General features: G+C 60.1%; 23 protein-coding genes, 2 tRNA genes and 1 pseudogene. 7 read left to right on the top strand and 19 right to left on the bottom strand.

The features are described 5' to 3' along the window. The first annotated feature begins 99 nt into the window (after positions 1-99). Together AS9A_RS00120 and AS9A_RS00115 are read left to right on the top strand one after the other, a co-directional pair. Positions 100-285: a hypothetical protein gene (locus AS9A_RS00120; protein ID WP_013804836.1), complete on the top strand. Its 186-nt coding sequence runs from the start codon at positions 100-102 to the stop codon at positions 283-285. A gap of 43 nt (positions 286-328) precedes the next feature. Then, a complete protein-coding gene (locus tag AS9A_RS00115) occupies positions 329-826 on the top strand; it encodes an SRPBCC family protein (RefSeq protein WP_013804835.1) in 498 nt (165 codons plus the stop codon). 12 nt (positions 827-838) lie between these two features. Here the strand turns inward: AS9A_RS00115 and AS9A_RS00110 are convergent, their stop codons facing one another. The 4 genes from AS9A_RS00110 to AS9A_RS00100 all read right to left on the bottom strand — a co-directional run bounded on the left by AS9A_RS00110 (position 839) and on the right by AS9A_RS00100 (position 4,453). Beyond that, on the bottom strand, positions 839-2,074 hold the full coding sequence (locus AS9A_RS00110; protein ID WP_013804834.1) for a serine hydrolase domain-containing protein: 1,236 nt from the start codon (positions 2,072-2,074) through the stop codon (positions 839-841). Positions 2,075-2,168: 94 nt separating this feature from the next. Beyond that, a complete protein-coding gene (locus tag AS9A_RS00105) occupies positions 2,169-2,930 on the bottom strand; it encodes an oxygenase MpaB family protein (RefSeq protein ID WP_237707854.1) in 762 nt (253 codons plus the stop codon). A gap of 124 nt (positions 2,931-3,054) precedes the next feature. Continuing rightward, on the bottom strand, positions 3,055-3,177 hold the full coding sequence (locus AS9A_RS24750) for a hypothetical protein (protein ID WP_013804832.1): 123 nt from the start codon (positions 3,175-3,177) through the stop codon (positions 3,055-3,057). A 46-nt stretch (positions 3,178-3,223) separates the two neighbouring features. After that, positions 3,224-4,453 (bottom strand): oxygenase MpaB family protein, encoded by a 1,230-nt coding sequence (locus AS9A_RS00100; protein WP_013804831.1) that lies wholly within the window; start codon positions 4,451-4,453, stop codon positions 3,224-3,226. Positions 4,454-4,670: 217 nt separating this feature from the next. On the opposite strand from AS9A_RS00100, the gene AS9A_RS00095 reads away from it, so the two are divergent. Together AS9A_RS00095 and AS9A_RS00090 are read left to right on the top strand one after the other, a co-directional pair. After that, the gene (locus AS9A_RS00095; RefSeq protein ID WP_013804830.1) at positions 4,671-5,345 is read left to right on the top strand and encodes a TetR/AcrR family transcriptional regulator; all 675 of its coding nucleotides are present in this window, start codon (positions 4,671-4,673) and stop codon (positions 5,343-5,345) included. Continuing rightward, on the top strand, positions 5,320-6,186 hold the full coding sequence (locus AS9A_RS00090; RefSeq protein WP_202798180.1) for a hypothetical protein: 867 nt from the start codon (positions 5,320-5,322) through the stop codon (positions 6,184-6,186). The genes AS9A_RS00095 and AS9A_RS00090 overlap by 26 nt, the downstream gene beginning before the upstream one ends. Positions 6,187-6,202: 16 nt before the next feature. Here the strand turns inward: AS9A_RS00090 and AS9A_RS00085 are convergent, their stop codons facing one another. Continuing rightward, positions 6,203-7,099, bottom strand: coding sequence for an alpha/beta fold hydrolase (locus AS9A_RS00085; RefSeq protein WP_013804828.1), 897 nt, complete (start codon positions 7,097-7,099; stop codon positions 6,203-6,205). Positions 7,100-7,296: 197 nt separating this feature from the next. Between AS9A_RS00085 and AS9A_RS00080 the strand changes: the two genes are divergently transcribed. Further along, positions 7,297-8,046 (top strand): helix-turn-helix domain-containing protein, encoded by a 750-nt coding sequence (locus tag AS9A_RS00080; RefSeq protein WP_148262370.1) that lies wholly within the window; start codon positions 7,297-7,299, stop codon positions 8,044-8,046. 11 nt (positions 8,047-8,057) lie between these two features. Here AS9A_RS00080 and AS9A_RS00075 read toward each other — a convergent pair whose 3' ends face one another. Beyond that, a complete protein-coding gene (locus AS9A_RS00075; RefSeq protein ID WP_041450746.1) occupies positions 8,058-8,246 on the bottom strand; it encodes a hypothetical protein in 189 nt (62 codons plus the stop codon). Positions 8,247-8,475: 229 nt separating this feature from the next. Between AS9A_RS00075 and AS9A_RS00070 the strand changes: the two genes are divergently transcribed. Next, positions 8,476-9,810, top strand: a complete 1,335-nt coding sequence (locus tag AS9A_RS00070; RefSeq protein WP_013804825.1) for a DEAD/DEAH box helicase — start codon at positions 8,476-8,478, stop codon at positions 9,808-9,810. Here AS9A_RS00070 and AS9A_RS00065 read toward each other — a convergent pair. The 3 genes from AS9A_RS00065 to AS9A_RS24895 form a co-directional block, all read right to left on the bottom strand. Continuing rightward, positions 9,807-10,238, bottom strand: a complete 432-nt coding sequence (locus AS9A_RS00065) for an acyl-CoA thioesterase (protein WP_013804824.1) — start codon at positions 10,236-10,238, stop codon at positions 9,807-9,809. The two genes, AS9A_RS00070 and AS9A_RS00065, sit on opposite strands and share 4 nt — an antisense overlap. Next, the gene (locus AS9A_RS00060) at positions 10,235-11,371 is read right to left on the bottom strand and encodes an alcohol dehydrogenase catalytic domain-containing protein (protein WP_041451297.1); all 1,137 of its coding nucleotides are present in this window, start codon (positions 11,369-11,371) and stop codon (positions 10,235-10,237) included. The genes AS9A_RS00065 and AS9A_RS00060 overlap by 4 nt, the downstream gene beginning before the upstream one ends. 91 nt (positions 11,372-11,462) lie before the next feature. Continuing rightward, positions 11,463-12,023 carry a CGNR zinc finger domain-containing protein gene (locus tag AS9A_RS24895; protein ID WP_407636582.1) on the bottom strand — a complete coding sequence of 187 codons (561 nt, stop codon included), beginning with the start codon at positions 12,021-12,023 and terminating at the stop codon, positions 11,463-11,465. Between the two features lie 228 nt (positions 12,024-12,251). On the opposite strand from AS9A_RS24895, the gene AS9A_RS00050 reads away from it, so the two are divergent. Next, complete coding sequence (locus AS9A_RS00050) at positions 12,252-13,502, top strand: MFS transporter (RefSeq protein ID WP_049793617.1); 1,251 nt, start codon at positions 12,252-12,254, stop codon at positions 13,500-13,502. Between the two features lie 15 nt (positions 13,503-13,517). Here AS9A_RS00050 and AS9A_RS00045 read toward each other — a convergent pair. From AS9A_RS00045 to dnaA, 10 genes and pseudogenes are all read right to left on the bottom strand, one after another. Then, positions 13,518-13,590: transfer RNA gene (locus tag AS9A_RS00045), tRNA-Ala, on the bottom strand. 5 nt (positions 13,591-13,595) lie between these two features. Further along, positions 13,596-13,739: a hypothetical protein gene (locus tag AS9A_RS24015; RefSeq protein ID WP_013804821.1), complete on the bottom strand. Its 144-nt coding sequence runs from the start codon at positions 13,737-13,739 to the stop codon at positions 13,596-13,598. Between the two features lie 19 nt (positions 13,740-13,758). Next, positions 13,759-13,832: transfer RNA gene (locus AS9A_RS00040), tRNA-Ile, on the bottom strand. 88 nt (positions 13,833-13,920) lie between these two features. Beyond that, complete coding sequence (locus AS9A_RS00035) at positions 13,921-14,433, bottom strand: DUF3566 domain-containing protein (RefSeq protein ID WP_049793616.1); 513 nt, start codon at positions 14,431-14,433, stop codon at positions 13,921-13,923. After that, positions 14,434-16,932, bottom strand: a complete 2,499-nt coding sequence (gene gyrA, locus AS9A_RS00030; protein WP_041450745.1) for a DNA gyrase subunit A — start codon at positions 16,930-16,932, stop codon at positions 14,434-14,436. Positions 16,933-17,078: 146 nt separating this feature from the next. Beyond that, the gene (gyrB, locus tag AS9A_RS00025; protein ID WP_013804817.1) at positions 17,079-19,118 is read right to left on the bottom strand and encodes a DNA topoisomerase (ATP-hydrolyzing) subunit B; all 2,040 of its coding nucleotides are present in this window, start codon (positions 19,116-19,118) and stop codon (positions 17,079-17,081) included. Positions 19,119-19,283: 165 nt separating this feature from the next. Next, on the bottom strand, positions 19,284-19,844 hold the full coding sequence (locus AS9A_RS00020; protein ID WP_041450744.1) for a DUF721 family protein: 561 nt from the start codon (positions 19,842-19,844) through the stop codon (positions 19,284-19,286). Further along, positions 19,831-21,024: a DNA replication/repair protein RecF gene (gene recF / locus AS9A_RS00015; protein WP_013804815.1), complete on the bottom strand. Its 1,194-nt coding sequence runs from the start codon at positions 21,022-21,024 to the stop codon at positions 19,831-19,833. The genes AS9A_RS00020 and recF overlap by 14 nt, the downstream gene beginning before the upstream one ends. Positions 21,025-21,031: 7 nt before the next feature. Continuing rightward, positions 21,032-22,219, bottom strand: coding sequence for a DNA polymerase III subunit beta (gene dnaN / locus AS9A_RS00010; protein WP_041450743.1), 1,188 nt, complete (start codon positions 22,217-22,219; stop codon positions 21,032-21,034). Positions 22,220-22,876: 657 nt separating this feature from the next. Beyond that, positions 22,877-24,373: pseudogene (gene dnaA, locus AS9A_RS00005) on the bottom strand (chromosomal replication initiator protein DnaA); the annotation flags it as partial. Positions 24,374-24,595: the final 222 nt, after the last annotated feature.

Genomic DNA, 24,595 nt, shown 5'->3' with positions numbered 1-24,595 from the left:
CCGGCGAATTTTGTGACGCGCGCCCCGCTCAGAGACCTCACGGGACCATTAGTGTGGTCAAGGGAGGTACCCACTCCAGTCACAGAATGGGGAGGTTTGATGCGCGGAAAGCACGGCAAGAAGTCGAAGTCCCTTGGCGGAACGCTCGGAAAATCGATCGCCGCTGCTGCGGTGCTCGCTGGTGTTGCAGGTGGGGTGAAGATGTTCATGCGTCGCGGGGAGGGAATAGATGAGCCAGCACCCGCACCGCCCACTTTGCAGGACTACGACAACCCCATCCGGTAGCCGCCGAACCAGTCAGTTCGGCGACAGCCCTAGACTGACTGCCATGAAGACACTGTTCAGCCTCGAGGAAGTCGACATGGACTTCCTCGCCGCGGCTCCCTATCGTTACGAGTTCATCACCGAACTCCCAGCCCAGATCGACGACGTGTGGGCCGGTCTCGCAGGTGACGCGCCACTCTCCTGGTGCAAGCTCGTCAAAGATGCGCGGTACACCACCGAGCGGCCCTTCGGCCCGGGCACCATTCGGCAACTCACCGTGATGCCTGGTCTGGTCACCGTCGAGGAGAAGTTCTTCCTCTGGGATGAAACACCGGGCGAGCGGTACGAGCACGCGTTCTCGGTCGTCAAGTCGTCAGCCCCAGGACTGAAGCGTTTCGGCGAAGCCACACTGCTCGAGGCAACGGAATCCGGAACCCGATTGACCTGGACCTTCGGCATCGAGCCACAATTGCCGCTGCGTCCCGCGCTGCCCCTTGCGAACCCTGCGCTACGGCAGGGGTTCAAGAGCCTGGTCACCGACACCGAGAAGTACTACGCCTAACTGAACTGAGTTCTAGGCTCCGATGGCCCGGAACAATGCGTTTCTGATTCGCCTGTTCCGGGGCTCATCGAGCATCGCCACACCGAGCTGGTTCATTGTGTAGCCGAATCCAATCCCCGTTGCAGGGTCGGCAAAACCCATCGAACCCCCAATGCCTGTCGTCCCGAATGCCCGGCCATCTCCGTCGCCCGGGCCGGGTACGGCGCCGAACCGAAACGCCGGATGCGGTTTCCGGAAGCCAAGGTGATAGCGGCTCGGGACGTGGAGAACGAGATCATCGTCCGGAACATCGCCCCGTTCTGATGCGGCCGCCAGCGCTGTCCGCACGTCCTCGGTGAATAGGTCAGTCAGCGCGGAACTGACCGCTGCACTATATAGTTTCGCCACCCCGCGAGCTGTGCCCACGCCGTTGGACGACGGGAGCTCGGGCGTCAAGAACGAGGGCCGAGTTGCATGGTGCGGGAACCCCACCTTCGGATTGGTCAGCGCCTGTACCGACAGCTGCGGCCGGCGAACGGCGGCATGAAGGGCGACGTCGACTCCGATTCGCCACGGCACTTCAGTGATGTTGTTGACGACCAGCCGCCGGTGCGTCCGTTCGAGAACTGCAACGTCGTCGAATTCGGTGCCCTCAGGTACACCAATCATGAACTGCGCTTCGTGCGGACCGGCGATCTCGTCAGCGAGGTACTGGCCCAGGGTTCTGCCACGCGGCTCTGCACGCCGGAAGACTTCATTCAGGTAAAACCCCAGCGAGATCGCGTGGTAGCCGTGGCGTGTGCCTGGCCGCCACCGGGGCTTCTCCGCAGCGAGGACTTCCGCGAGTCGATCGAGATCATGCAGATCCGCGGTGCGCAGCGGGGACTCGATCGCCGCTAATCCCGCCTGATGGTCCAGAAGCTGTCGTAAGGTGACGTTTTCCTTGCCATGGCAGGCGAACTCGGGCCAGTAGTCGGCAATGCGGGCGTCGTAGTCGAGGAAGCCTTTCGAAACGCCAGCGGCCACTACTAACGCAGCGATCCCTTTCGTGGTCGAGAACACGGGCACCCACGTGTCCCGTTCCCACGGGAGCCGCCTGCGCCGGTCACGGACGCCTGCCCAAACGTCGACGATCGGCTTTCCGTGCTGGAACACCGCGAGAGAAGCGCCAATCTCGCCGTGTTTCTCGAAGTTGACGCGAAACTCGTCGACGACCGCGCCTAAACCCGCATCCGTATCGCCATGGATCTCTATCTTGGTGGCTGCCACCGGGCTACCGTAACGCCGAGCCCGCGTATCGGGGCCGAAGATGGTTCTCAATTGAGGTGCGCATCACCGATTATCGAGTGTGGGCGGAAAAAACCTACACAAGTGGCCGCCCAAGTTTGTGGCGCACACGTGTGTCGAGCAACAGCAAGCGGAATCCCAACTGGGACAGCCAGAGTGGTTTACGTCGCTCACGCGCGATCAATCGCCGAACGTAACCGTCGAACCAGTCTTGATCCTCGGCTGTCCAGATTACGCCCAGCGCCTCGCGAAACGGTTGCGGAAGATACCCGATAGTGCGTCGGTACTTCAGGGGCCCGTACCGCTTCTTGATCAGTCGAGGGGCATAGTCGAAATGAGCGATACCCAACAGAAAGTCGCGCACTTCATCGCTGATATCGATCATCGCAACCTGCTGTTGCCAATAGACCTCGAACGCATCGCGGTCGGTGGGCCACAACTCCGCTGGCATCTGGAGCGTCGTTCCCAACACCATCCCCTGACGGTAAAATTCCTCACGATACTCTCCGCAGAGAGGACCATGCACGCGCTGGTAGATGTCCTCCCAGCCCACGTACAAACACGCTGCAACCCACAGTTGCAGGCGAACACTCATCGCGTCGTAGCTGACGGGGCTGTCCAACGTCGACCGAACTTGTACGTGCTGACGATTCACCGCCTGCCGGTAGCGCCGACGATCTGTGGCCGTGCCAAACACTGCCACCGCTAGATACGACGCCGTTGTGCGCGCGCGCTTGACCGGATGCCGATCCAAACGCCCGCTGTCGACAGTGCTGCGCGCAACCGCATACCCCACCGCCGGATTAGCCAACTGCATGATCACATTTGCAGTGCTCATTGTCTGGCCCATCGACAACAGCGATCGAGCGAACACTTTACTGTCTAGGCTGTCTAGATCAACCCTGGACAGGGCTCTCTCGTATCTCACGTACCCTCCCTCGATTGGTGCGTTCTGAACAGTCCTATATCGGCGAGGTAATGCTCCCGAGCGCGGTCCCAAGGGCAAGAATGCCGGCCACGAAAAGCCTCGGTATGTCCTCGGTCACATACTGGGGAACGTATTCGAGTATTTCGATTGATCCCAATGTCGGATCCTTTCTTTCTGTCCTGGCTGTTGATTGCCGATGAACCTCAGGGGTAGTTCGGATTGTTGAACTCCGGGATTTCGATGCTGATGGGCCGTAGTTCTGACATGTAAAGCAGGACGAATTGGCGCAGGAACTCATCGAATGTCCAATACGCTTCGTCGGTGTTAGGCAAGGTCAGAAGGCCTTCCCGCACTTGGATGAACGGACCCCAGGAAACTTCGAGGAGCGGCCCCCAGACCGGTTCTCTGGGTATCAGCAGCCAGTCGGCGATCTGATCGCCCAGCACGAAGCGCGTGAGCGCGCCCAGAACGGGTCTAGTCAGGAGCGTGAGATCAATTTGCTTGCCGAGGTCGAGCAGCATGTCCGCAAGCTTGAGGCCTTCGGGGGTGGGAGCGAGGATCGGGTCGAGCACCTGTTCTGCCTGGGCGTTCGCTGCGGCCCATGTGCCGGGGATGTACTGATCTTCAACGCCGAGCATATGAGCGCTCACCTGCCAGGAGTGGAGGAAGGCGTCGGATTCGCTGGCAGGAATGGGCACTTTCCATGCGTTCAGCGTCCGCATGACAGTGGTGGGCAGACTGTGCCACGTAACCATAATGTCGTGCTGGCTGATCGGAATATTCTCGGGCGCGGAGCTTGTCCAGTGCGGGGACTTCGGCAGCAGGTTGCGCACCCCCGCATGCGCAAGTCTCGTCTTGACAGCGGTGACCATCATTTCGCCGTCGGGCTGGTAAGCGTTGCGCGACCCTATGTCGTACCCGAACTTCGCGGTTCTAGAGATGCGGCCCTTCATGTTCGCGCCGCCTTTTGAGTAGTACACCGCGCGCGCCTCTTGCGGGATAACCGTTGCAAGCATTCCGCTAGCAAAGCCGTAGAGCACTCCTAGGTAGGTCCCCCGTTTCTCGTTGAACTCGACAGCGGTCGCCAGCTTGTTCTGGTCCGCCCACGACGGAAGCTGGCGGGCTCGCTCAACGAAGTCCCGCACATCACCTGGCAGGCCATCTGGCAACGGTTGCCCGTTCTTCTTCCAGCCGCGCAGCAGTTCGTTCACCCTCGGAACGTCACCTCGATCAAGGAGATCAGCTACCAGCGGATCGGCTTCGGGATCCCACACCTGCCTGGGATCCACGCCGCTTCCTTCACCAAGTACTGAGCCGGCGGGCGACCAGGTCCAAGGGGTGCGGGCTGTGGCCGGTGCGGCCACCGCGAAAGCTCCCACCGCGCCAAGTGCGCCGCCAAACTTGAGCAAAGCGCGTCGATTCAGGTTCTCCATGCGTAGATGTCCCTTCGCCGTGGCCATTCACCAATGATACTGTGAAACACATATTGTTTCGTAGTTCCATTGGACTGTAATACACATCACAGCTTTGGCCAACTTGGCTGGTGTGAGCGACGCAGCCTCATAGCCCGACGGGCCTCAATCAACCGGTAGGCTTGCAGTTCCAACGATTCGCAGCGCCGTACGGCACACGAAGGGAGACCGTGAAGTTGTGGCAGCAGTGCGCGTGACAACCTCCAACGCGCAGTCTCTGGTCGAGCGGGCGTACGCCGACGCCGTCGAAAATGTAGATGACGGCGACATCACCCGCGCCCGTCTTCTCGATGCTGCCTACGAGCAGTTCTGCCAGCTGGGAATAGACCGTTCATCCATGGAGGACGTGGCTCGCCGAGCGGGCTTATCCCGGATCACTGTGTACCGCAAGTTCGAATCGAAGGGTGCACTCGTCAACCAGGTGATACTTCGGGAGTTCCGCCGATACTTCACGCAGTTCTTCAGCGACATACGACAGGTCGAGACTGTCGCCGACCGTATCGTCGTCGGCTTCGTTAGCGCGCTGCGGACCAGCTGGAACAATCCGCTCATCAGTGAGCTGATCAACGCAGAACCGACCGTGGCGACCGGTTCCATAGTCGGTGCTGACGGAAAAGTCTTTGCCGCTGTACAGCAGTTCGTGGCAGGTCAGCTCCGCAACGCGCAGCGCTCGGGCGCGGTCTCCAATGCAGTAGACATCGAACTCACAGCGGAAATGATGGTGCGAGTCTCCATTTCGTTCCTCACGATTCCGAGCCAGATCGTAGACCTCGACGACGATGCACAGCTCGCCGCGGTCGCCCGGCGGTTCCTCGTACCGATGCTGGATGTACCAGCGCCTGACGGCACATGATCGTGTAGCTTCCGGCATGGGCCACCGCGGCCCGAAAGTGGGCGGGGCAGAGCTCTTTTGCGCCGCCGACGGGCGGCGTATTCTCAAGCGAAAGAAGTCCACGGAGCCGCCGGGGTACGACATGGGCATATCACCGAAGCAGGCTGCATTGACCGGGACTGCTCTCGTGCCGGGCGAGGGTGAGCGCGTCACCGGATACGGCGTCATGGCTGCCCCATTTTCGAGCGGCCATCTCCTGGCGACCAGAACCTTTCCGGTGAGCAGTTTCGGTCCGCCCTACACATCCGTCTGGCACCGGGATCCAGAGGGGAACTGGACGATCTACAGCGATGTCGAGCCGGCGGCCAGTTGCGCGCGTTTTTTCAGCGCGGCACTTGTCGAGGCCAGTCAGGCTGACGTTAGTTGTTCGTGGGTTACGGACTCATCGATGCACGTATCTATTCCCGGCGTGCTGGACTGGGAGTTCGAACTGATGGAGTCCCCGCGCACAGCGATCATGAATGCGGTCGGCAAGGGAATGCCCGAAGCAATGTGGCGTAACAAGGGCGTTCTCGGTGCTATGGGTCCCGTTGCTGGGAGATTCCTCGGACTCGGCCATATCGGTCTTGCAGGCAATGTGCCGAACGGGCAGTGGTTCCGGGCAAATCCACGGCTTATGTGGTTCCTTCGAACCATCCGCGGATCGATCAGGGGCCAGGAACTTGGCTATGACACGCCACTTCGTGAGCAGGTCAAGCTAGGCGACTTCTGGCTGCCGAGCCGGGGAATCTTCGCGGTTGGAAATTCGCTCTTCGAGCCGCTTGATCCCGACCGCCACCAGCGGCCTGAACGATCTCTTTAGCCACGATCTCCGGATCTCAGTTGAGGTGCGAATCACCGATGTTGGGTGTGTAGGCCGTCCTTGCAATAACCCAGGGAGCGGCAAACGCCTCAGTCAGGAAGCTCACGATCGCCGGTGCCACTGCCTGCGGACGCGTCCGCAACGTCCACGAGCTAGGTACCGGCTGCAAATGCGCGTCCGGTATCTCCCTGGCGAGTTGCAACGCATCGAACCGTGAATGGAGGAACGCGCGTTCCGGGCCAATCACCAGCGCTGGCACAGAAATTGAGCGGCGGCGGTTACGCGGCGGCGCCACGCGACCCATGAACAGACCTTTGACCAGTGACGCATGCTCCTCGGTCGGGGTCGCCAGAAAATCCCATAATAGGCGGGTGGCGAGACTGTGCGACGGCAAAAACCCCGCGAGACGCCGTGCCCCCCACAAGACGGGACGCCCAAGCGTGAAGAGCTGGTGAGCTAAGAGCAACAGGGGCGCGAGATTCACCGATGATTTATCTAACATCGGAGACTCAGCGATTACAGCGACTGTTCGATTCGGTTCACGCAATGCAGCTTCGAGCGCCGCGTTCGCGCCCAGAGACGTTCCACCGAATACAGCGACCTCGCCCCCCATCGCATCAAGCAGGGCGACCATGCGTTTGCCGAGCGCTTCCGAGCTGTACTGCTCAGGATCCGCTTTTCTCCGTCCACTCGACAGCACCGAGTTCATGCACACGACGTGGAAGCCCTTTTCCGCGAGCGTACGAGCCATCGGCTCCTGCATCCGCCGCGACATCAGCAATGAGGGCGCGAGGATGACCAGTCGCCCACCCGAGCCGAACTCGGTGATTCCGAGCCGTACTCCTCCCACGACGACGTGACCCTCACGGCGGCGAACCTTTGCCGAACCAACGGCTGCGTGCACCTGTGACACTCACACTCCTCTGCAGGCGATGAAATACCCGTTACGCATTGTCGGCGAAGTGCAGATGCGAACGCAACGCAGTAGTTGCCAAAGTAACTATCCTCATCATCGCCGCGCGCTACCAGTTCCGCCGGAAAACTACAATCTTGTTGCCGCTGGGCGTGTCCGAGCGGCGACCGGACACCCGACCGGGCACCATTACGGGCATGACCGAAAACTCCACTGTAGGAACACGACCGCGCTGGTCCGCATCTGAGGCCGCGCGGCGTTGCGGAGTGGGCCGTGCAACGATCCAGCGTGCACTCGATGGCGGGAAGCTTCCTGGCGCGGTGAAGACCGAAGATGGCTGGCAAATCCCCCTTGAGGACCTGCTAGCTGCGGGGTTCAAGCCGGACCGCCCCTCCCCACCCGATGAACCGGCGAAGGATGAGACAACCGACAAAAACGAGACGCCTGCAGATGCTAGCCACCTCGGCAAGCTGACCGCGCGCGTCAGCGAACTCGAGACCGAGCTGGTGGTCGCGAAAACACGCGCCGAAAGCGAAGCAGCACGACGGGCTGCCGCGGAACAACTCGCCCAAGAACGTCTCGAGCGAGTGTCGGATCTGCGGACCGCGCTGCGCATGCTCGAAGCTGCCAAGCCGGCAACAACACAGCCGACCACGAATGGGAATGGGAATACGGGCGCCCCCACCCAAACTTCCACCGTCGTGATCGCTGCTCCGCGTCACCGGCGCCGTGAACGCCGCCGTACGTTCCGCGAGTGGTGGGCAGACCGCAAAATGCCCGACAACTCGTCGAACCCTGAGGTGGCTACCACCGAGGACGCTTCACGCAACGCCGGCACTGCCTCCAACAACGCAGCTCAGCACCAAGAGACCGGGCGGGGCGCTACCACGGTGATCGAAGCTGACGAAATCATCGAAGCTCCAGCTGCGCCCAAGAAATCCCAATAACACCACGTAAATCACCCGCGGTCATGACCGAGCAGGCTCTGTGAATGCTGCTCGGTCATGCTCGCGGTCACCGGTTCAGTGAGTTCTTCCTCACACTCGACGACAACGGCAGCACGACCGGCTTGCCCGCCCACGAGTAGCCCTACTCGCAGTTCACGGCCCTTTTCCTGAGCGCGCACTGGTGTTCCACGTGAAACCACCCCCTGCTCCACCGGCGGCGCCCCTCCGCTACACTCAACGACAAGAAGGGGCCATGACGTCCCTTTCGCGTCGTAGACGACTTCCTCTCTCCCCGCGTTGAGCGCGGGTCGATGATTCTTAATACGGCGAACGGATGCGCAGCTGCGCGTTCGCCATTTCCGCTGACGGCAGGGACACAGTATTTACGCTGTGCCGGGCTGCCTTGAGCGCCAATGCCTGAAAGGCACCATGAGTAACACTGCACCCTCCTCCGACTTCGCTGCGCTTGGCGTACCCGCCTCACTTGTCGCGGAACTCAGGAGTGCTGGGAAAACAAGTCCCTTCCCGATCCAGGCTGAAACCCTGCCCGATTCTCTGCAAGGCCGTGACGTCCTCGGCCGCGGCAAGACGGGATCTGGAAAAACTTTGGCATTCGCCTTGCCGCTGGTAACTCGCCTTAGCGGCGGCACACGCAAGCCGGGGCTGCCCCGAGGTCTCGTCCTCGCACCTACCCGCGAACTCGCCACACAGATTGCTGCCGTCATCCAGCCGCTGGCCGCGGCGATGAAGCTGACGACAACAACGGTGTTTGGCGGAGTGAGCCAGCATCGTCAGGTTGTCGCTCTCAACCGGGGTGCGGATATTGTTGTTGCCTGCCCCGGCCGGCTTGAGGATCTTATGCGGCAACGGCACGTATCACTCGATGCCGTGGAGATCACTGTCCTCGATGAGGCCGACCATATGGCTGACCTCGGCTTCCTTCCGGTCGTCACGCGCATCCTGGCCGCCACCCCGCCGCGCGGGCAGCGACTGATGTTCTCCGCGACGCTCGATAATGGTGTGGACAAGCTGGTTAAACGGTTCCTGACCAACGCAGTACTGCATTCGGTCGATGAAGCCACCTCGCACGTCGCAGCGATGTCACATCACATCTTCGAAATCGATGGTGAAGCGGAGAAGAAGGAACTCGTGCGCACCCTGGCCTCTGGTTCGGGGCGCCGAATTCTCTTCATGCGAACCAAGCACCACGCCAAGCGACTCGCGCGCCAACTGACGGAACAAGGAATCCCCGCAGTTGACCTGCACGGCAACCTTTCCCAGCCGCAGCGCGACCGGAACCTCACCGCGTTCGGCAGCGGGAACGTCAAGGTGCTCGTGGCGACCGACGTGGCCGCCCGAGGCGTCCACGTGGACAACGTCGAACTCGTCGTACACGTGGATCCCCCGATGGAGCACAAGGCCTATCTGCACCGTTCGGGTCGCACCGCGCGTGCCGGCAGCGAGGGCGACGTCGTCACCCTCGTGCTGCCCCAGCAACGCGGGGACATCAAGCGGCTCCTGCGCAAAGCCGAAATCAACGCAACGGGTCGTCGCGTAACGCCGGCCTGCGAGGTTGTCACCTCCCTCGTGGGTGAGGTCGCCGCAACGGTGCCCTACACGCCGCCGGCTCCACGTCCGGAGCGGTCACACACCCCCAGGCGGCCAAGCCGGGCAGGTGCACCACAATCACGTGGCCGCGGTGGACGTGCACAGACCGGGTCCGGTCACCAGCGTGACCGCCGTGCTGGAGCCCGCACCCGCTAGTCGAGATTCTCGGCTACAGCTCGCCTGATCGGCTCGGGAACCGCGACTGGCTTGCGCGTCGAACCATCCACGTAGACGTGCACAAACCGGCCAGTCGCGGCGGCCGTCAGGCCGTCACGACTGTTACGGAAGATCGCGAGCCGGTAGGTAATGCTGCGACTCCCGAGCCGCTCGCAAGCTATCCCTACCTGTATCTGCTCAGGGAACGACAGTTCAGCGTGATACGTGCATGACGTTTCGGCCACGACCCCTATTGCTGATAGGGACCGGATATCGACCCCGGTCGCCTGTATCAGCCACGCGTTCACCGCAGTGTCAAAAAACGAGTAGTAGACAACGTTGTTGACGTGCCCGTAGTGGTCGTTATCCGCCCAGCGCGTCGCTATTGGCCACAGCACGGGGAAGTCTGCCGCAACTGGGAGTGTCACTCCGTCTCCTGCATCTGGGGAAGAAGGATCTGCCGGACCGCTGCGCCTTCGGCCAGTCGATCCATCGCCCAATTCACCGAGCTCAACGGATACGTTCCGTCCACCAGCTTCTCGACAGGCAGAAGGCCCTGCCGCCACCACGCGATCATCCTGGGAATGTCACGCTGCGGCTGACAGGAGCCCATGTATGAGCCGATGAAACTCTTCGCATCAGCCACGAAAGCCACAGCTGGGAGCGTCAATTGCGCGTCCGGCGCGGGCAGCCCGACGGAGACCACCGCGCCGCCACGGCCGATCAGTGAAAAAGCCTGTTCCATCGCTGGGACCACGCCTGCCGCTTCGATCGCCCATCTCGTCCCGTCCCTTGTCAGGCTGCCAATGAGGCGAGCGGCATCCCCCGGATGGCACGCGTGTGTAGCACCGAGTTCGAGCGCCAGTTGTCGCTTCGATTCCACTGGGTCGATCGCGACGATCGGGTTGGCTCCCGCAATGACCGCACCAAGGACGGCAGCGAGTCCCACACCCCCGAGGCCGATAACGCATACGCTTTCACCCTGCTGCACTCCCGCTGTGTTGAGGACTGCTCCTGCACCGGTGAGCATGGCACAGCCGAACACCGCGGCGATCTCGAAGGGAATATCGTCGTCGATCACAACTGCGGACGAATGGTGCACGACCGCGTATTCACTGAATGCAGAAACTCCAAGATGGTGGTTGACACGCCGCCCGCCCACATTGAGCCGGTGATGACCGCCCAGCAGAGCGCCTTCTCGGTTGCTCTGTCCCCCGGGAATGCAGAGTGTCGTTCTCCCCGCTACGCAATTCGCGCACGCGCCGCAATGCGGCATGAAAGCAAGCACCACGTGGTCGTCAGGCCCGATACCTGGAACGTCGGGCCCCACTTCCACAACGCGCCCCGCAGCCTCGTGGCCAATCGCCATAGGCATAGGTCGGGGTCGCTGGCCCGTGAGTACTGACAGATCTGAATGGCAGACACCGGCAGCCTCGATCTGCACTAGCACCTCACCCGGGCCCGGCGAATCGATGTCCACGTCGAGAATCTGCAGTGGTGCGGTTTCCGCGAAAGGACGCGACTGTCCCATGTTCGACAGAACCGCAGAGCGTGATTTCACAGCCACCCCCAGCGACGATCATTTCTCGCTATCGTTGCATATCCTCACGTCACCGGTTCAGTGACACCTACGACTAGGGCCGCGATCTTGACTAGTTGTCACCGACGTGACCATGAATCTGGGCCGCGCTTGAACTCTGTCTCTGACGGTAGGAGCGCATCTTGGCTCTGGAACCACACATGTCCATGTCACACCAACTACCCGATCGATTCTTAGAACGGTCGTAGAAAGCCCATCCGCAATCTTTGTTGGCACATACTTTCAGCCGTTCCCAGATTCCAGCGTGTACTGCCCATACGGCACCAGCCACCAATCGCTCCTCGAAGCCCTTGAGTGTGGCTGAACGCGGGGCCAGCTGAGGCTGGCCTGCCGATGAGAATGAGACGTGCAGCGGCACCCGGTCAAGAATGCGGTTGAGCTCCGCAATAGCCGACTCCATTTGTGGAGCCGTTCCCCTGGTATGTGCGACCAAGATCGTCCGCAAAGTCTCGCGGAGCCTCAGCAAGCGTTCAAGCTCCTCAGGTTCGAGGGGCGCATTTGCAAGCCCATAGCCCAGTTCATCGAGCCACTCAGCAAAGCTCCTCGAACTGGCAAGGTGATCCACATTCCGCATCAAGCTCCTGGTGTTCACGAACCGCTGTAGCAGCCTCAAAGGCTCGGGCGCTGGTTTCAGATCGTCAGGCTTCAATCGGGCTTCTCTCGTCTACGACTCACGCATCTCCCTATAGATTACCGTCTAACAACATTGACCGGTAACTGTTACCAACGTACGATTTTTACCAGTAACAACGGAGCTGCACGCTGCCCCCGCGTGATGCGGACACAACGAAGGAAACCCCGCCTAGCTGGGCGGGCAGGCACAGACCCGAAAGTGGCAACAATGATGACGGACAAGACATGGCAGCTGGGCCTCGCTGGGATGGGGATGATTGCGGTCGCGTTCGGGTTCGCTCGCTATGGCTACGGCCTGTTCGTCCCCGTCTTTCGCGACGAGTTTGGGTTGTCGACCGGATCACTAGGGCTCATATCTGGCGGTTCTTACGCCAGCTACTTGATCGCCCTACTCCTGGCTGGCTTCCTCTCCTCCCGTCTCAACCCTCGATTCCCCATAATCTTGGCGGGGCTATTCGCAACGACCGGGATGATCCTTATTGCCGCGGCTCCCAATTCCGTGGTGCTGGCGGCAGGGGTACTGATCGCAAGCACCAGCCCGGGCTGGGCATGGGCGCCTTTCTCTGATGCAGTAGCTCAACTCATCAGGCCAGGGGCTCGGAACCGCACGCTTTCGATCGTCAGTACCGGCACCGCTTTCGGTCTCCTAGTGTCTGGACCGATCACACTGTTCGCCGGCGCCACGTGGCGAGTCGCCTGGCTGTTGTTCGCCCTAGTCGCGCTCGCATGCACTATATGGAACGCCAGGATACTGCCGAACAAGCCTTACAACCCGGCCTCCGGCGCAGAGAGTCAACGAGGTGCGCGTGGCGCCAACCTTGCCCTCGGCAGGTCCCGACCGACTTGGCGCTGGTATGTCAACACTCCCTCGTTACCGCTGTTCCTCGTGGCTTTGATATTCGGGTTCTCCGGTGCCTTCTACTGGACGTATGCAGCCGATATCGTATTGGACAATGGCTTGCCACCCGCCACGCGATCGATTCTATGGACACTCGTGGGCATAACTGGCGTTGCAGGTCTAGCGACTGGAGACCTCGTCGGACGCTTCGGTCTGCGAAGAGTGCTAGTGGCAGCGCTGCTTTTGCTCACTGTGGCGATCGCGTTATTGGGATTATCACCAGGATCATGGCTAGCAATCGGCATCTCGGCGGCGCTGTACGGGCCGAGCTTCATGATGATGTCCGCTCTGCTGGCACTATGGAGCTCTGAAGTTTTTCCCGACCGCCCCTCCGCCGGCTTCAGCGCGACCCTCTTGCTGTTAGCAGTGGGTTCGATCGGTGGCCCGACGACGCTAGGGCTAATTGCAGATGTCGCCGGTCTTCGCTCGCTCTTCCTTGTCGCTGCCGCACTCACGCTGATCGGTCTCGTCGGGGCGATTCCCCGACGGGGGAGCGCGGCGGCGATACCTGGGTCTGGAGACGAGAAAACCCTGCCTCGCGTTAAGACGGGACAGGGCTAAACGTCTTACTCCAAGTGGAGCCTAGGGGAATCGAACCCCTAACCCCCGCCTTGCAAAGGCGGTGCTCTACCAATTGAGCTAAGGCCCCTCGTACTAGCTCCCAGCAGTCCCCTCGAATGGCAGGGTGTGCCAGGTTTCGGCCGCGTACTCGCTCTCACGGGATTTGATGATTTTAATGACACCAAGTCCCACAGCGATTCCGATTCCAGCCGCGGTGAGGATCTTGATAATTCGCATATCGAGAACCTTACCGGAGTGGGCCTAGGAGGACTTGAACCTCCGACCTCTTCCTTATCAGGGAAGCGCTCTAACCGCCTGAGCTATAGGCCCGTGAACCGAGAAGCGAGACTACCCTACTGCAGAGCAAAGTACCAAAACCGCAGTTCACGACTCGCTTCACCGGAACTTTCGCTGACCCCTAGTCGCGGTCAGCGAGAGTGACTTCGATCCCTCCGACAAGGTCCGATGCCAGGTTGTAAATGAATGATGCAAGGGTCAGCAGGGCGGTGAAAAGAATCATATTGATGAAGCCGATTGCCGCTGTCCAGCCAAAGATCTGGCTGGCGCTGATTATCTCTCCCGCCGCCCCTTCATCCACGATCTCCAGGAATGCACTGTTGAGCCGGTCCCAGACATTCATGAACTCGAGGACCAAGTACAGCGTCCCCACGGCGATCATCCACACAAGGAAAAGTGCCGCGGAGATGATTGCGGAGATTTTCAGTGTCGACCATGGATCGATTTCACGTATCTGAACACTCGCCCTTAGTCCCGCCTGGGTGGGTTTTGCCGTGACAGTCACCGGCGGACGGCGTCGTGGAGGCGCCGCAGCGGACGACTTGCCCTTGTCCGCTGCGGACGTCGTCTGGGCAGCACTCTTTGAACTGGCGTTCTCAGTCGTGCTGTCGGTCGTATTTTCTGAGGCTGCCACTTAGGACTCCTCTGGTGCGTCGGGTTCTTCGGGCTCATCCGCATTACGAGCGATTGCGAGGAGATTGGCCCCCTCGCCCAGGTTCATCAAACGCACGCCCTTGGTTTGGCGGCCGGCCTTGCGAACCTGGCTGGCGGCTGTGCGGATGATGCCACCACCGGAGGTTATCGCATACAGCTCATCTTTCATGTCAACGATAATTGCGCCCACCAGCGTGCCACGACGAGCGTCAAACTGGATCGTCAGCACGCCCTTGCCACCGCGGTTCTGGACTGGGTATTCGTCGAGCGGAGTCCGCTTCGCGTACCCACCAGAGGTGGCGACCAGGAGGAACATCGTCTCTTGCACGACGTTCAGTGACAGCAGCTCATCATCAGTGTTGAAGCGCATACCTTGCACGCCCGAGGTTGCCCGGCCCATGGGTCGCAGCGCCTCGTCTGTCGCGGCGAACCTGATCGCTTGTCCCTTACCGGAAACCAGGATTAGATCATCATCCGAGGAGCAGAGAACCGCACCGACCAGCTCGTCGTTCTCACGCAGGTTGATCGCGACGATTCCGCCACTGCGATTGGAATCGAAGTCCTCGAGACGAGACTTCTTCACCAACCCGTTCCTGGTCGCAAGGACAAGGTATGGCGCGTCCTGGTAGCCCTTGATCGCAATGATCTGGGCAATCTTCTCGCCAGGCTGGAAGGCCAACAGGTTGGCGACATGCTGCCCGCGCGCGGTACGACTCATTTCCGGCAGCTCGTATGCCTTGACGCGGTAGACCCGGCCCTTCGTCGTGAAGAACAGAATCCAATCGTGCGTCGAGGTGACGAAGAAGTGCCGCACCATGTCGTCCTGCTTCAGGCCGGCACCCTGCACACCCTTACCGCCCCTACGCTGAGCCCGGTAGAGATCGGTTTTTGTACGCTTCGCGTAACCCGTCTCAGTGATGGTCACCACGACGTCTTCGCGAGCGATGAGGTCCTCGTCCGCGACGTCACCCTCACCCTGGATGATTCTCGTGCGGCGTTCATCGCCGTACTTCTCGACGATCTCCGCGAGCTCGTCATGGACAATCTGCCGTTGCCGCTCAGGCCGGGCGAGAATGTCTTTGAGGTCTTCAATCTCGCGCTCGATTTCGGCGAGCTCATCAACGATCTTCTGCCGCTCGAGGGCAGCGAGACGCCGGAGCTGCATCGCGAGAATCGCATCTGCCTGAATCTCATCGACATCGAGAAGCTCCATCAACCCGGTGCGGGCGATATCCACCGTCTGTGAGCGACGGATCAGAGCGATGACCTCATCCAGTGCATCCAGAGCCTTGACGAGACCCCGCAAGATGTGGGCACGTTCCTCGGCTTGCTTGAGCCGGAATTTGGTACGGCGGATGATCACATCGAGCTGATGTGCCACATACAAGCGGATCATCTGATCAAGCCGCAGCGTACGCGGCACACCATCGACGATCGAGAGCATATTCACACCGAAGCTGTTCTGCAGCTGGGTGTGCTTGTAGAGGTTATTCAGGACGACCTTGGCCACCGCGTCACGCTTCACCGTCACCACGATGCGCATGCCGATACGATCCGACGACTCATCCTGAATCTCCGAGATCCCGGTGAGTTTCTGGTCGCGTACCTGCTCCGCGATCGACGTGATCAAGTTATCAGGGTTGACCTGATAGGGGAGTTCTTTGATGACGATCTGCGTGCGCCCGCGGTTATCCTCTTCGATTTCCGTGACCCCCCGCATACGGATGGAGCCACGCCCGGTCGAGTATGCCTCCGAGATCCCATCCGAACCCACTATCAGGCCAGATGTCGGAAAGTCCGGGCCCTTGATGCGCTCGCACATCGCAATGAGGGTTGTTTCCTCATCGGCCTCGTAGTTCTCCAGGCACCAGAAGATCGCGGCGGCGACCTCACGCAGGTTATGGGGAGGGATATTCGTCGCCATACCGACGGCAATGCCGCCGGAACCATTGATGAGCAGGTTCGGAATCCGGCTGGGCAGGACCGTGGGTTCCCGCGTTTTGCCGTCGTAGTTCGCCGCGAAGTCGACCGTGTCTTCCCGAATGTCGCGCAGCATCTCCATGGCAAGCGGAGTCAGGCGCGCCTCGGTGTACCTCATCGCGGCTGGCGGATCGTTGCCGGGTGACCCGAAGTTACCCTGGCCGTCAATCAGCGGGTACCGCATCGACCAGGGCTGAGCGAGACGCACCATGGTGTCATAAATCGACGTATCGCCGTGGGGATGGTAGTTACCCATCACCTCACCCACGACGCGGGACGACTTCACGTAGCCGCGGTCTGGCCGGAACCCTGCGTCAAACATCGCGTAGAGAACACGGCGATGAACCGGCTTCAAGCCGTCGCGGACCTCGGGGAGTGCCCGACCTACGATCACGCTCATCGCGTAGTCGATGTAGCTACGCTGCATCTCCTGCTGGATGTCAACAGGCTCGATGCGGTCGCCGGGAGTCTCCTCCGGCGGCAACGTGGTGTCGGTCATGTGCTCCTTCTTCTCTTCTTCACCCCAGGACTCGAACCCGGTACCCAACTGAAGACCCTATGCACTGAGTTCAGCCTATCCGCGCAGGTCAAATCAGTGGGCAAGTGACTCGCCACTGAACTTGTGATCGTCGCATTCTTTCGACGTCAGACGTCGAGGAAACGGACATCCTTCGCATTCCGTGTGATGAAACTGCGGCGCGCACTGACGTCCTCACCCATCAGGATCGAGAACAACTCATCAGCGGCCGCCGCATCGTCAAGCGTTACCTGACGGAGAACGCGGACACTCGGATCCATCGTGGTTTCCCACAGTTCCTTCGCGTTCATCTCACCGAGACCCTTGTAGCGCTGGACTCCGTCGTTCGTGTTGATCTTCCGGTTGGCCTCGAGCCCGCGCTGCAGTAGCCCATCCCGTTCACGATCCGAGTACGCGAAATCCGGCTCGCCTTTGCTCCACTTCAGTTTGTACAACGGTGGCGCCGCCAGGAATACGTGGCCCTGCTCGATCAGTGGGCGCATGAACCGGAACAGCAGCGTCAAAAGGAGAGTCGAAATGTGCTGACCATCCACGTCCGCGTCCGCCATCAGAATGATCTTGTGATAGCGCAGCTTCGCGACATCGAATTCGTCGTGGATTCCGGTGCCGAGAGCCGTGATGATTGCTTGCACTTCAGTGTTCTTGAGCACCCGGTCAATCCGGGCCTTCTCCACATTGATGATCTTTCCGCGCAACGGGAGAATCGCCTGGAACATGGAGTCACGACCGGACTTGGCGGAACCGCCGGCGGAGTCACCCTCCACAATGTAGAGCTCCGAAATCGAGGGATCACTGGACCGGCAGTCCGCGAGCTTTCCAGGAAGACCGCCCAGATCGGTCGCAGATTTCCGCCGGACTAGCTCGCGAGCCCGCCGCGCAGCCATGCGAGCTTGAGCCGAAGAAACAGCTTTATTGATGATGATTTTTGCTTCAGTCGGGTTCGCTTCGAACCAGTGGCCGAGGTTTTCGTTGCACGCTTTCTGCACGAACGACTTGACCTCAGTGTTCCCGAGTTTCGTCTTCGTCTGGCCCTCGAACTGGGGTTCGCTGATCTTCACCGACACGACGGCCGCAAGGCCTTCGCGAACATCATCACCGCTGAGGTTAGGATCCTTCTCTTTGAGGAGCTTCTTTTCCTTCGCGTAACGATTGACCACGCTGGTCAGCGCCGCGCGGAATCCCTCTTCATGCGTTCCGCCTTCGTGCGTGTTGATGGTGTTCGCGAATGTGTGTACGGACTCCGAGTAACCGTTGTTCCACTGCATCGCGATTTCAAGCTCGTGTCCCGTGCCCTTCGCCGTGAATCCCACGACGGAAGTGTGGATAGCTTGCTTTGTCTTGTTGATGTGTTTGACGAAGTCTTCTAGTCCACCCGGGTAGTGGTACAGGCGCTTCTTGACCTTGTGCCCCGACTCCGTTGACTTCTCCGCTTCGTCGCGATGTTTGATCGGCTCCGCGGTGTCACTGACAACCTCATCTGTGACCTCAGAATCCGACACCCGTTCATCGGTCAGACTTATCGTCAGCCCTTTGTTCAGGAATGCCATTTCCTGGAGGCGCCGCGAGACTGTCTCGAAGTTGTACTCGGTGGTCTCGAAGATATCCGGATCTGCCCAGAAGCGAACGACCGTACCTGTCTTCGATGACGGTTCGACTTGAGTCAATTCACCCGGGACGGAGTATGTATAGACCTGATTCCAGAGGGATCCCTCGCGGTCAATTTCCACTTCAAGGCGCGTTGACAGTGCGTTGACGACCGAGATACCAACACCGTGGAGACCACCGGAAACTGCATACGAGTCTGAGTCGAATTTACCGCCGGCATGCAACTGGGTGAGTACAACCTCGACCGTGGGCCGGCCCATCGAATGCATACCGACAGGGATGCCGCGACCGTCATCGCGAACCTCAACGCCGCCGTCTTCGAGAAGTCGCACGTGAACCTGCGAGGCATGCCCTGCCATCGCCTCATCGACAGAGTTGTCAACGACTTCCCATATCAGGTGGTGAAGACCGCGCTCGCCAGTCGAACCGATATACATGCCGGGTCGCTTGCGGACCGCCTCAAGACCCTCGAGGACGGTGATGGACGAAGCGCCATAGCCTGCATCGGCGCCACTTCTCTTTCCGGACTTTTGAGCAGCCACGGTCTGGTAGCTCTCCTTCTACTGAATCAGTACCGCCCCGCTAACGGGCCGGGAGTGGCGGATGATCAATTCGCTATCTTAGTCGCTCGCCGCCCCACACCCTCGGTCCTGTGCTGATACGGCGTGCTGTGCGTCGATACTGAGACGGATTCGCCGCCGCCCACGCTACCCATAGGTATCGCGCGGGCCTCGTCCTCGGACATGAAGCTCGCCCTTTCGCCAGCTAGGTGCAGCCGGCCCGAGAATTCGGAGCTTAGTGACAACGCCGTTTCCCACCGCGGCGGCGATTCGCGCGATGATCTGTGACTGCATGTAACGCAGTTGGGTTGCCCACGCTGTTGATTCTGCCTGCACTGTCAAAATACCGTGTTCGAGCGAGCGGGGTTCAGCATGGCAGGCGATATCAGATCCGACGACAGTTTCCCAACGGCCAAGAACCGCGCCGGCAGCAACCTTGTCTGTCCAGCCACGGCGTTTCGCGATGCTCCCAGCCAATTGTCCCAGTAGCTGGGGATCTCGATCATCAGGTCTCGCGCCTGACCAGCTTCGCCGCAGCGACCTGCCCTTCGTGCCGCGCTCACTGCGCGAGGGAGTTGGCCCCTGCCCTGTCACGGATGCTCGCGTACCCGCGCGTGATCGTGCGTCGTCAAGAACCTTCCGCACAAGGTCAATTCCTCGAAGATGAGCTTCAGGACTATTGCCTTGAGAGGACTCAGACTCGCTCACTGCGGCTCCAATCTGAGACTCGTGATACTCGACGCCTTACGTTATCTGCGACCTCTGACATTTCCGCGTGAACAGCGCGCACCCGAGCATCAAGTGTCATCGGAATGTCATCTTCAACGGCAGCTGTGATCAGCACCTGCTCAGCCGTCGCCGCGTGTCGGGCAAGAGCATCACGGCGTTTGCGATCTAGCTCGGCGAATACATCATCGAGGAGTAGAACCGGGTCTGTGCCGTCAGACCGGAGAAGTGCGAAGGAGCCCAGCCTGAGCGAAAGTGCAAACGACCAGCTCTCCCCGTGGCTTGCATACCCTTTTGCTGGCTGATCGCCCAGCTGGAGTTCGAGATCGTCTCGATGTGGTCCGACCAAGCAAACCCCTCGGTCAAGTTCGCGTTCCCGATTAGCGCGCAGCGCATCCAGGAACATCTCCTCCAGCGCGGCTTTGTCATTCACAGCCTCTGCCAGCAGGTCCTCACCAAGACTGGTTCTGTACCTGATAGTTGCCGGGCGAGATCCCGGAGCAATTTGCGCGTACGAGTCCGCGACGAATGGCCCTAGTTCTTCGACAAGGCTGAAACGCGCCCCCAGAAGCTCCGACCCCGTGTGTGCAAGGTGACCATCCCATACATCAAGCGTGGCAAGGGCACCCGGATCTGGCTGGCGGTGACGATTCCCTCCGAGACTTTTCAGCAGTGCGGTCCGCTGACGGAGAATCCGATCGTAGTCGGACCGGGTTGCCGCGAGCTGCGGCCGCCGTGAAACCAGCAGATCATCGAGGAAACGCCGGCGTTCCCCGGGGTCTCCCTTCACAAGACTCAGGTCCTCCGGAGCGAACAGAACCGAACGGACAACCCCGAGTATGTCGCGCGGCCGACGAGTAGGCGACTGATTGAGACGCGCCCTGTTTGCTCTGCCGGCATGAAGTTCGAGATCTACTCGCAGCTCTCGCCCAGCATTGACGGCGATAGCGGTGACGCGAGCAGCTTCAGATCCTTCTTGCACTAGCGGCTGATCACTGGAAACTCGATGCGAGCTCAATGTCGCGAGGTAGTTCACCGCTTCCAGCAGATTCGTTTTGCCGTGTCCGTTTGGCCCGAGAAACACAGTGCATCCCGCTGCGAGGTCGATTTCGACGTCGTACCACGAGCGGAATGTATGCAGTGCGAGATGACGAACGAACAACAGCCAGTCACCCTGGCAGACGAACGGGCATCAATAGATACGTGTACTGGCTGTCGATCGCTGGGTACGATCCGTCGGCCTCACTAGGAACCTCGAAATCCGCCGGCGCCGGCTGCAAAACCGCTGGCCGGCTCGGAAGCGTGAAGCCAAGTACGACTTTTTCGGTGTGTAGCGCGTTGAGACCATCGAGCAAATATGTCGGGTTGAAAGCAATCACCAGGGGAGTGCCTACGAACTCCACGGGGAGCGACTCCTCAGCCTTACCGGCATCATCTCCGCCGGCCGAGAGCTGGAGGCCGTCCTCAGAGAAATCCATCCGAACCTGCGCGCCGCGTTCTGCAAGAAGCGCTACGCGCTTGATCGCGTCCACCAGCGGCGCGATCTCAACAACGGCGAGAGCCGTATGGGAGGTTGGCAGCAATTGTCTGAACTTGGGGAATTCGGCATCAAGAAGTCGAGACGTCGTGCGCCGGCCCGAACCCAAGACACCAATCAGTCCCTCTGAAGCGAGCGACGCGCCTGTCCCAAGTGCGAGTTTCACTGTGGCATTTCCGGCCCCACCAAGCGTCTTGCCGGCTTCAGACAGTGTCTTCGCAGGTACAAGGACCGACGTTTCGGTCCCTGAGGCTTCCGGGGTCCACTCGATAGTGCGTACGGCAAGGCGGAAACGATCCGTGGCAGCCAGGACTACGGCGTCTCCCGAGATTTCGACCCGGATCCCGGTAAGCATGGGCAGCGTGTCATCTTTACCCGCGGCAACCGCGACCTGTGCAATCGACTCAGTGAAAACCTCTGCCGGGAGGGAGCCAGTAACTTCGGGGACTGTTGGTAGCTGGGGATAGTCCTCGACCGGCATCGTCGGCAGGCTGAATTTGGCGTTGCCGCAGATGATGTGGACGCGAGCCCCATCGACATCGACGTCCACAGGACGGGCTGGCAGCGCCTTCGTGATGTCAGCCAGAAGCCGGCCTGAGACCAGCGCACGACCGACACCAGCGATTTCGGCCGGCACCGTGATCTGCGCTGAGGTCTCGTAGTCGAATCCGGAGATCGTCAGTCCTGATTCAGTTGCGTCGAGTAAAACACCGCCAAGAACAGGAACGGCCGGCCTACTCGGAAGATTTCGTGCTACCCAACTGACTCCGTCAGAAAAGTCGTCGCGGGCAACGCGAAACTTCAGGTTCGCAAGCTCCATGGGCTCGACGTGTCCTCTCACCGCTCCAGAAGGGCCACAAGATTGTGGTGCCGGGTCGCTACCGCTCCACAACAGTAGAGCATCGGATCCCCACTGTAACCCGTTCGATGGGCCTTGTCTGAGGCCGGTGACTGCGCTGCCGGCGAGGAAGGCCCGGCGGGTATGAGCGGACCGACGAGTCATCCACAACACCTGCTTTTTATCTTTCTCCTTTAAAGAGATCTCAGTAGTAGTAATAGGTGTTGTGGATCCTGTGGATACTCCAGCAAGCGTGCTGCTAATGGCGGGTTGCTTGCTGGGGACTAACACGTTGATGAACGGTGGATAACTGGTACGTGGCTGTGCATAGTTCTCGCGCCTGGGGACAGAAGGCCGGCTTACCCACAGCAATCCACAGTTGTACACAGCTCTATCCACAGGCGGATTTCGTGCAGAGATAACCATAAACTGGTACTTAAGTACCAGTTTGTTGCGGCGTGTCGTGTAGGTGTGTCGTGCTCAGGGGCAACTTTGAGGCGGAACTGGCCGCCGCGTTCACTCAGGACAGCGGGGAATGGAGGCACGATTGGAGCTCAAGAAACTGCGCGTTTCCCCAGTTAATCCACAGAGCCATCGGCCGACAAGCCGCGGAAGCACGACGATCGTGAAGGTGGAATTCTAAATCTTGGAGCGCTGCCTGATGCGAGCAGTAAGTTCCTGTACCTGCTCGTAGACACGACGACTGTTGGCCATGTCTGCACGCACTTTACGATCGGCGTGCATCACCGTGGTGTGATCGCGTCCGAAAGCCTGGCCGATCTTGGGGAGCGATAGGTCTGTCAACTCGCGACAGAGATACATCGCTATCTGGCGTGCCTGCGCTACGGCGCGGGTGCGGCCGGGACCGCACAGCTCGTCGACGCTGATGCCGAAGTACTCCGCAACTGTCGACATGATTGTTGCCGCGGTGATCTCTAGAGTCCTTGAGTCTGGCGCCAGGTCGCGTAGTACGACTTCGGCTAGCCGAAGGTCGATCGCTTGCCTATTGAGTGAGGCGAACGCAGTCACGCGGATGAGAGCTCCCTCGAGCTCCCGGATATTGCGCTCGACTCGGCTTGCTATGAACGCGAGGACGTCGTCAGGTACGTCAAGCCTGTCCATCTGAGCTTTTTTGCTGAGGATCGCTATCCGTGTCTCGAGTTCGGGAGGTTGAACATCAGTGATGAGACCCCACTCGAACCGCGTGCGAAGTCGCTCCTCGAGCGTCGCGAGTTGCTTGGGTGGCCGATCTGACGAGATCAGAATCTGCTTGTTGGCGTTGTGCAGGGTATTGAAGGTGTGGAAGAACTCTTCCTGGATACCTTCTTTATTTTCGATGAACTGAATGTCGTCTATAAGCAGAAGGTCGATCTCGCGGTAACGACGCTTGAACGCAACGCGTCTGTCATCGCGAAGGCTATTGATGAAGTCGTTCGTGAATTCCTCGGTGGACACATACTTGACCCGCATGCCAGGGAACAGTCGCTGCGCGTAGTGACCGGTCGCGTGGAGCAGATGAGTCTTTCCCAGACCGGACTCGCCCCAAACGAACAGCGGGTTGTAGGCGCGAGCCGGCGCCTCCGCAATGGCCACTGCGGCTGCGTGAGCGAACCTGTTGGAGGCACCGATAACAAATGTGTCGAAGGTGTACTTCGGATTCAGGCTGGACTTCGCTGAAACGGCCCGCGGTGGCCTCGGAGTCTGCGTGAAGTAGTTCGGCCACCCCGCGGAGGCGTTGTCGATCGTGTCGGATTCAAAGGGATCCGCACCGAAGGTGTCGGGAGCATCATCACCGAGTGGCCCGTCGCCATTGCCTACCAGAACGTCGTAGGAACTGTGATCTGACTCGGATGTGTCGTGCAAGGACGATGACTGTGCCGCCGTGGCTGTGGACTCGGTGCCGAGTGGAACGACATCCGAAGAAGCTGCGATCCGCACTGCTAGCTCAACTGGCTCGCCCAGGTGACGACTCAGAGATTCTGTTATCGGATCGCGAAGACTGCTCTCGATCGCCTTCTTGGCAAAGGCAGTAGGCGCCGCGAGTAACGCGAAGCCGTTCGAAATATCTAGGGGTTTGACGAGCGGAAGGAGTGCGCGATCTTTACGGCTGAGCATCCGCGCTGGACCTTCAGACGATGCGCCTGAAGCAAGTTCCTCGACGACCTTCATCCAGACGTCCGCGAGAGCACGTGGATCGTTCTCCACCGTGTAAACCCTCCGCTGCTCCAATTGATGCCCGCATACGTTCGTTGTTGTCCGCTCCCCCGCCATCTCGACTGCCACGGCGTGCGCGCTCGAGCGACTGAACCGAACTTGCTCCGCAACGCTGCGGAGCCAACTGTCCACATAGTTATCCAC

Origin of the sequence: Hoyosella subflava DQS3-9A1, assembly GCF_000214175.1 — a bacterium.
Taxonomy (GTDB): domain Bacteria; phylum Actinomycetota; class Actinomycetes; order Mycobacteriales; family Mycobacteriaceae; genus Hoyosella; species Hoyosella subflava.
This window is presented reverse-complemented; position numbering and strand designations above follow the sequence as displayed.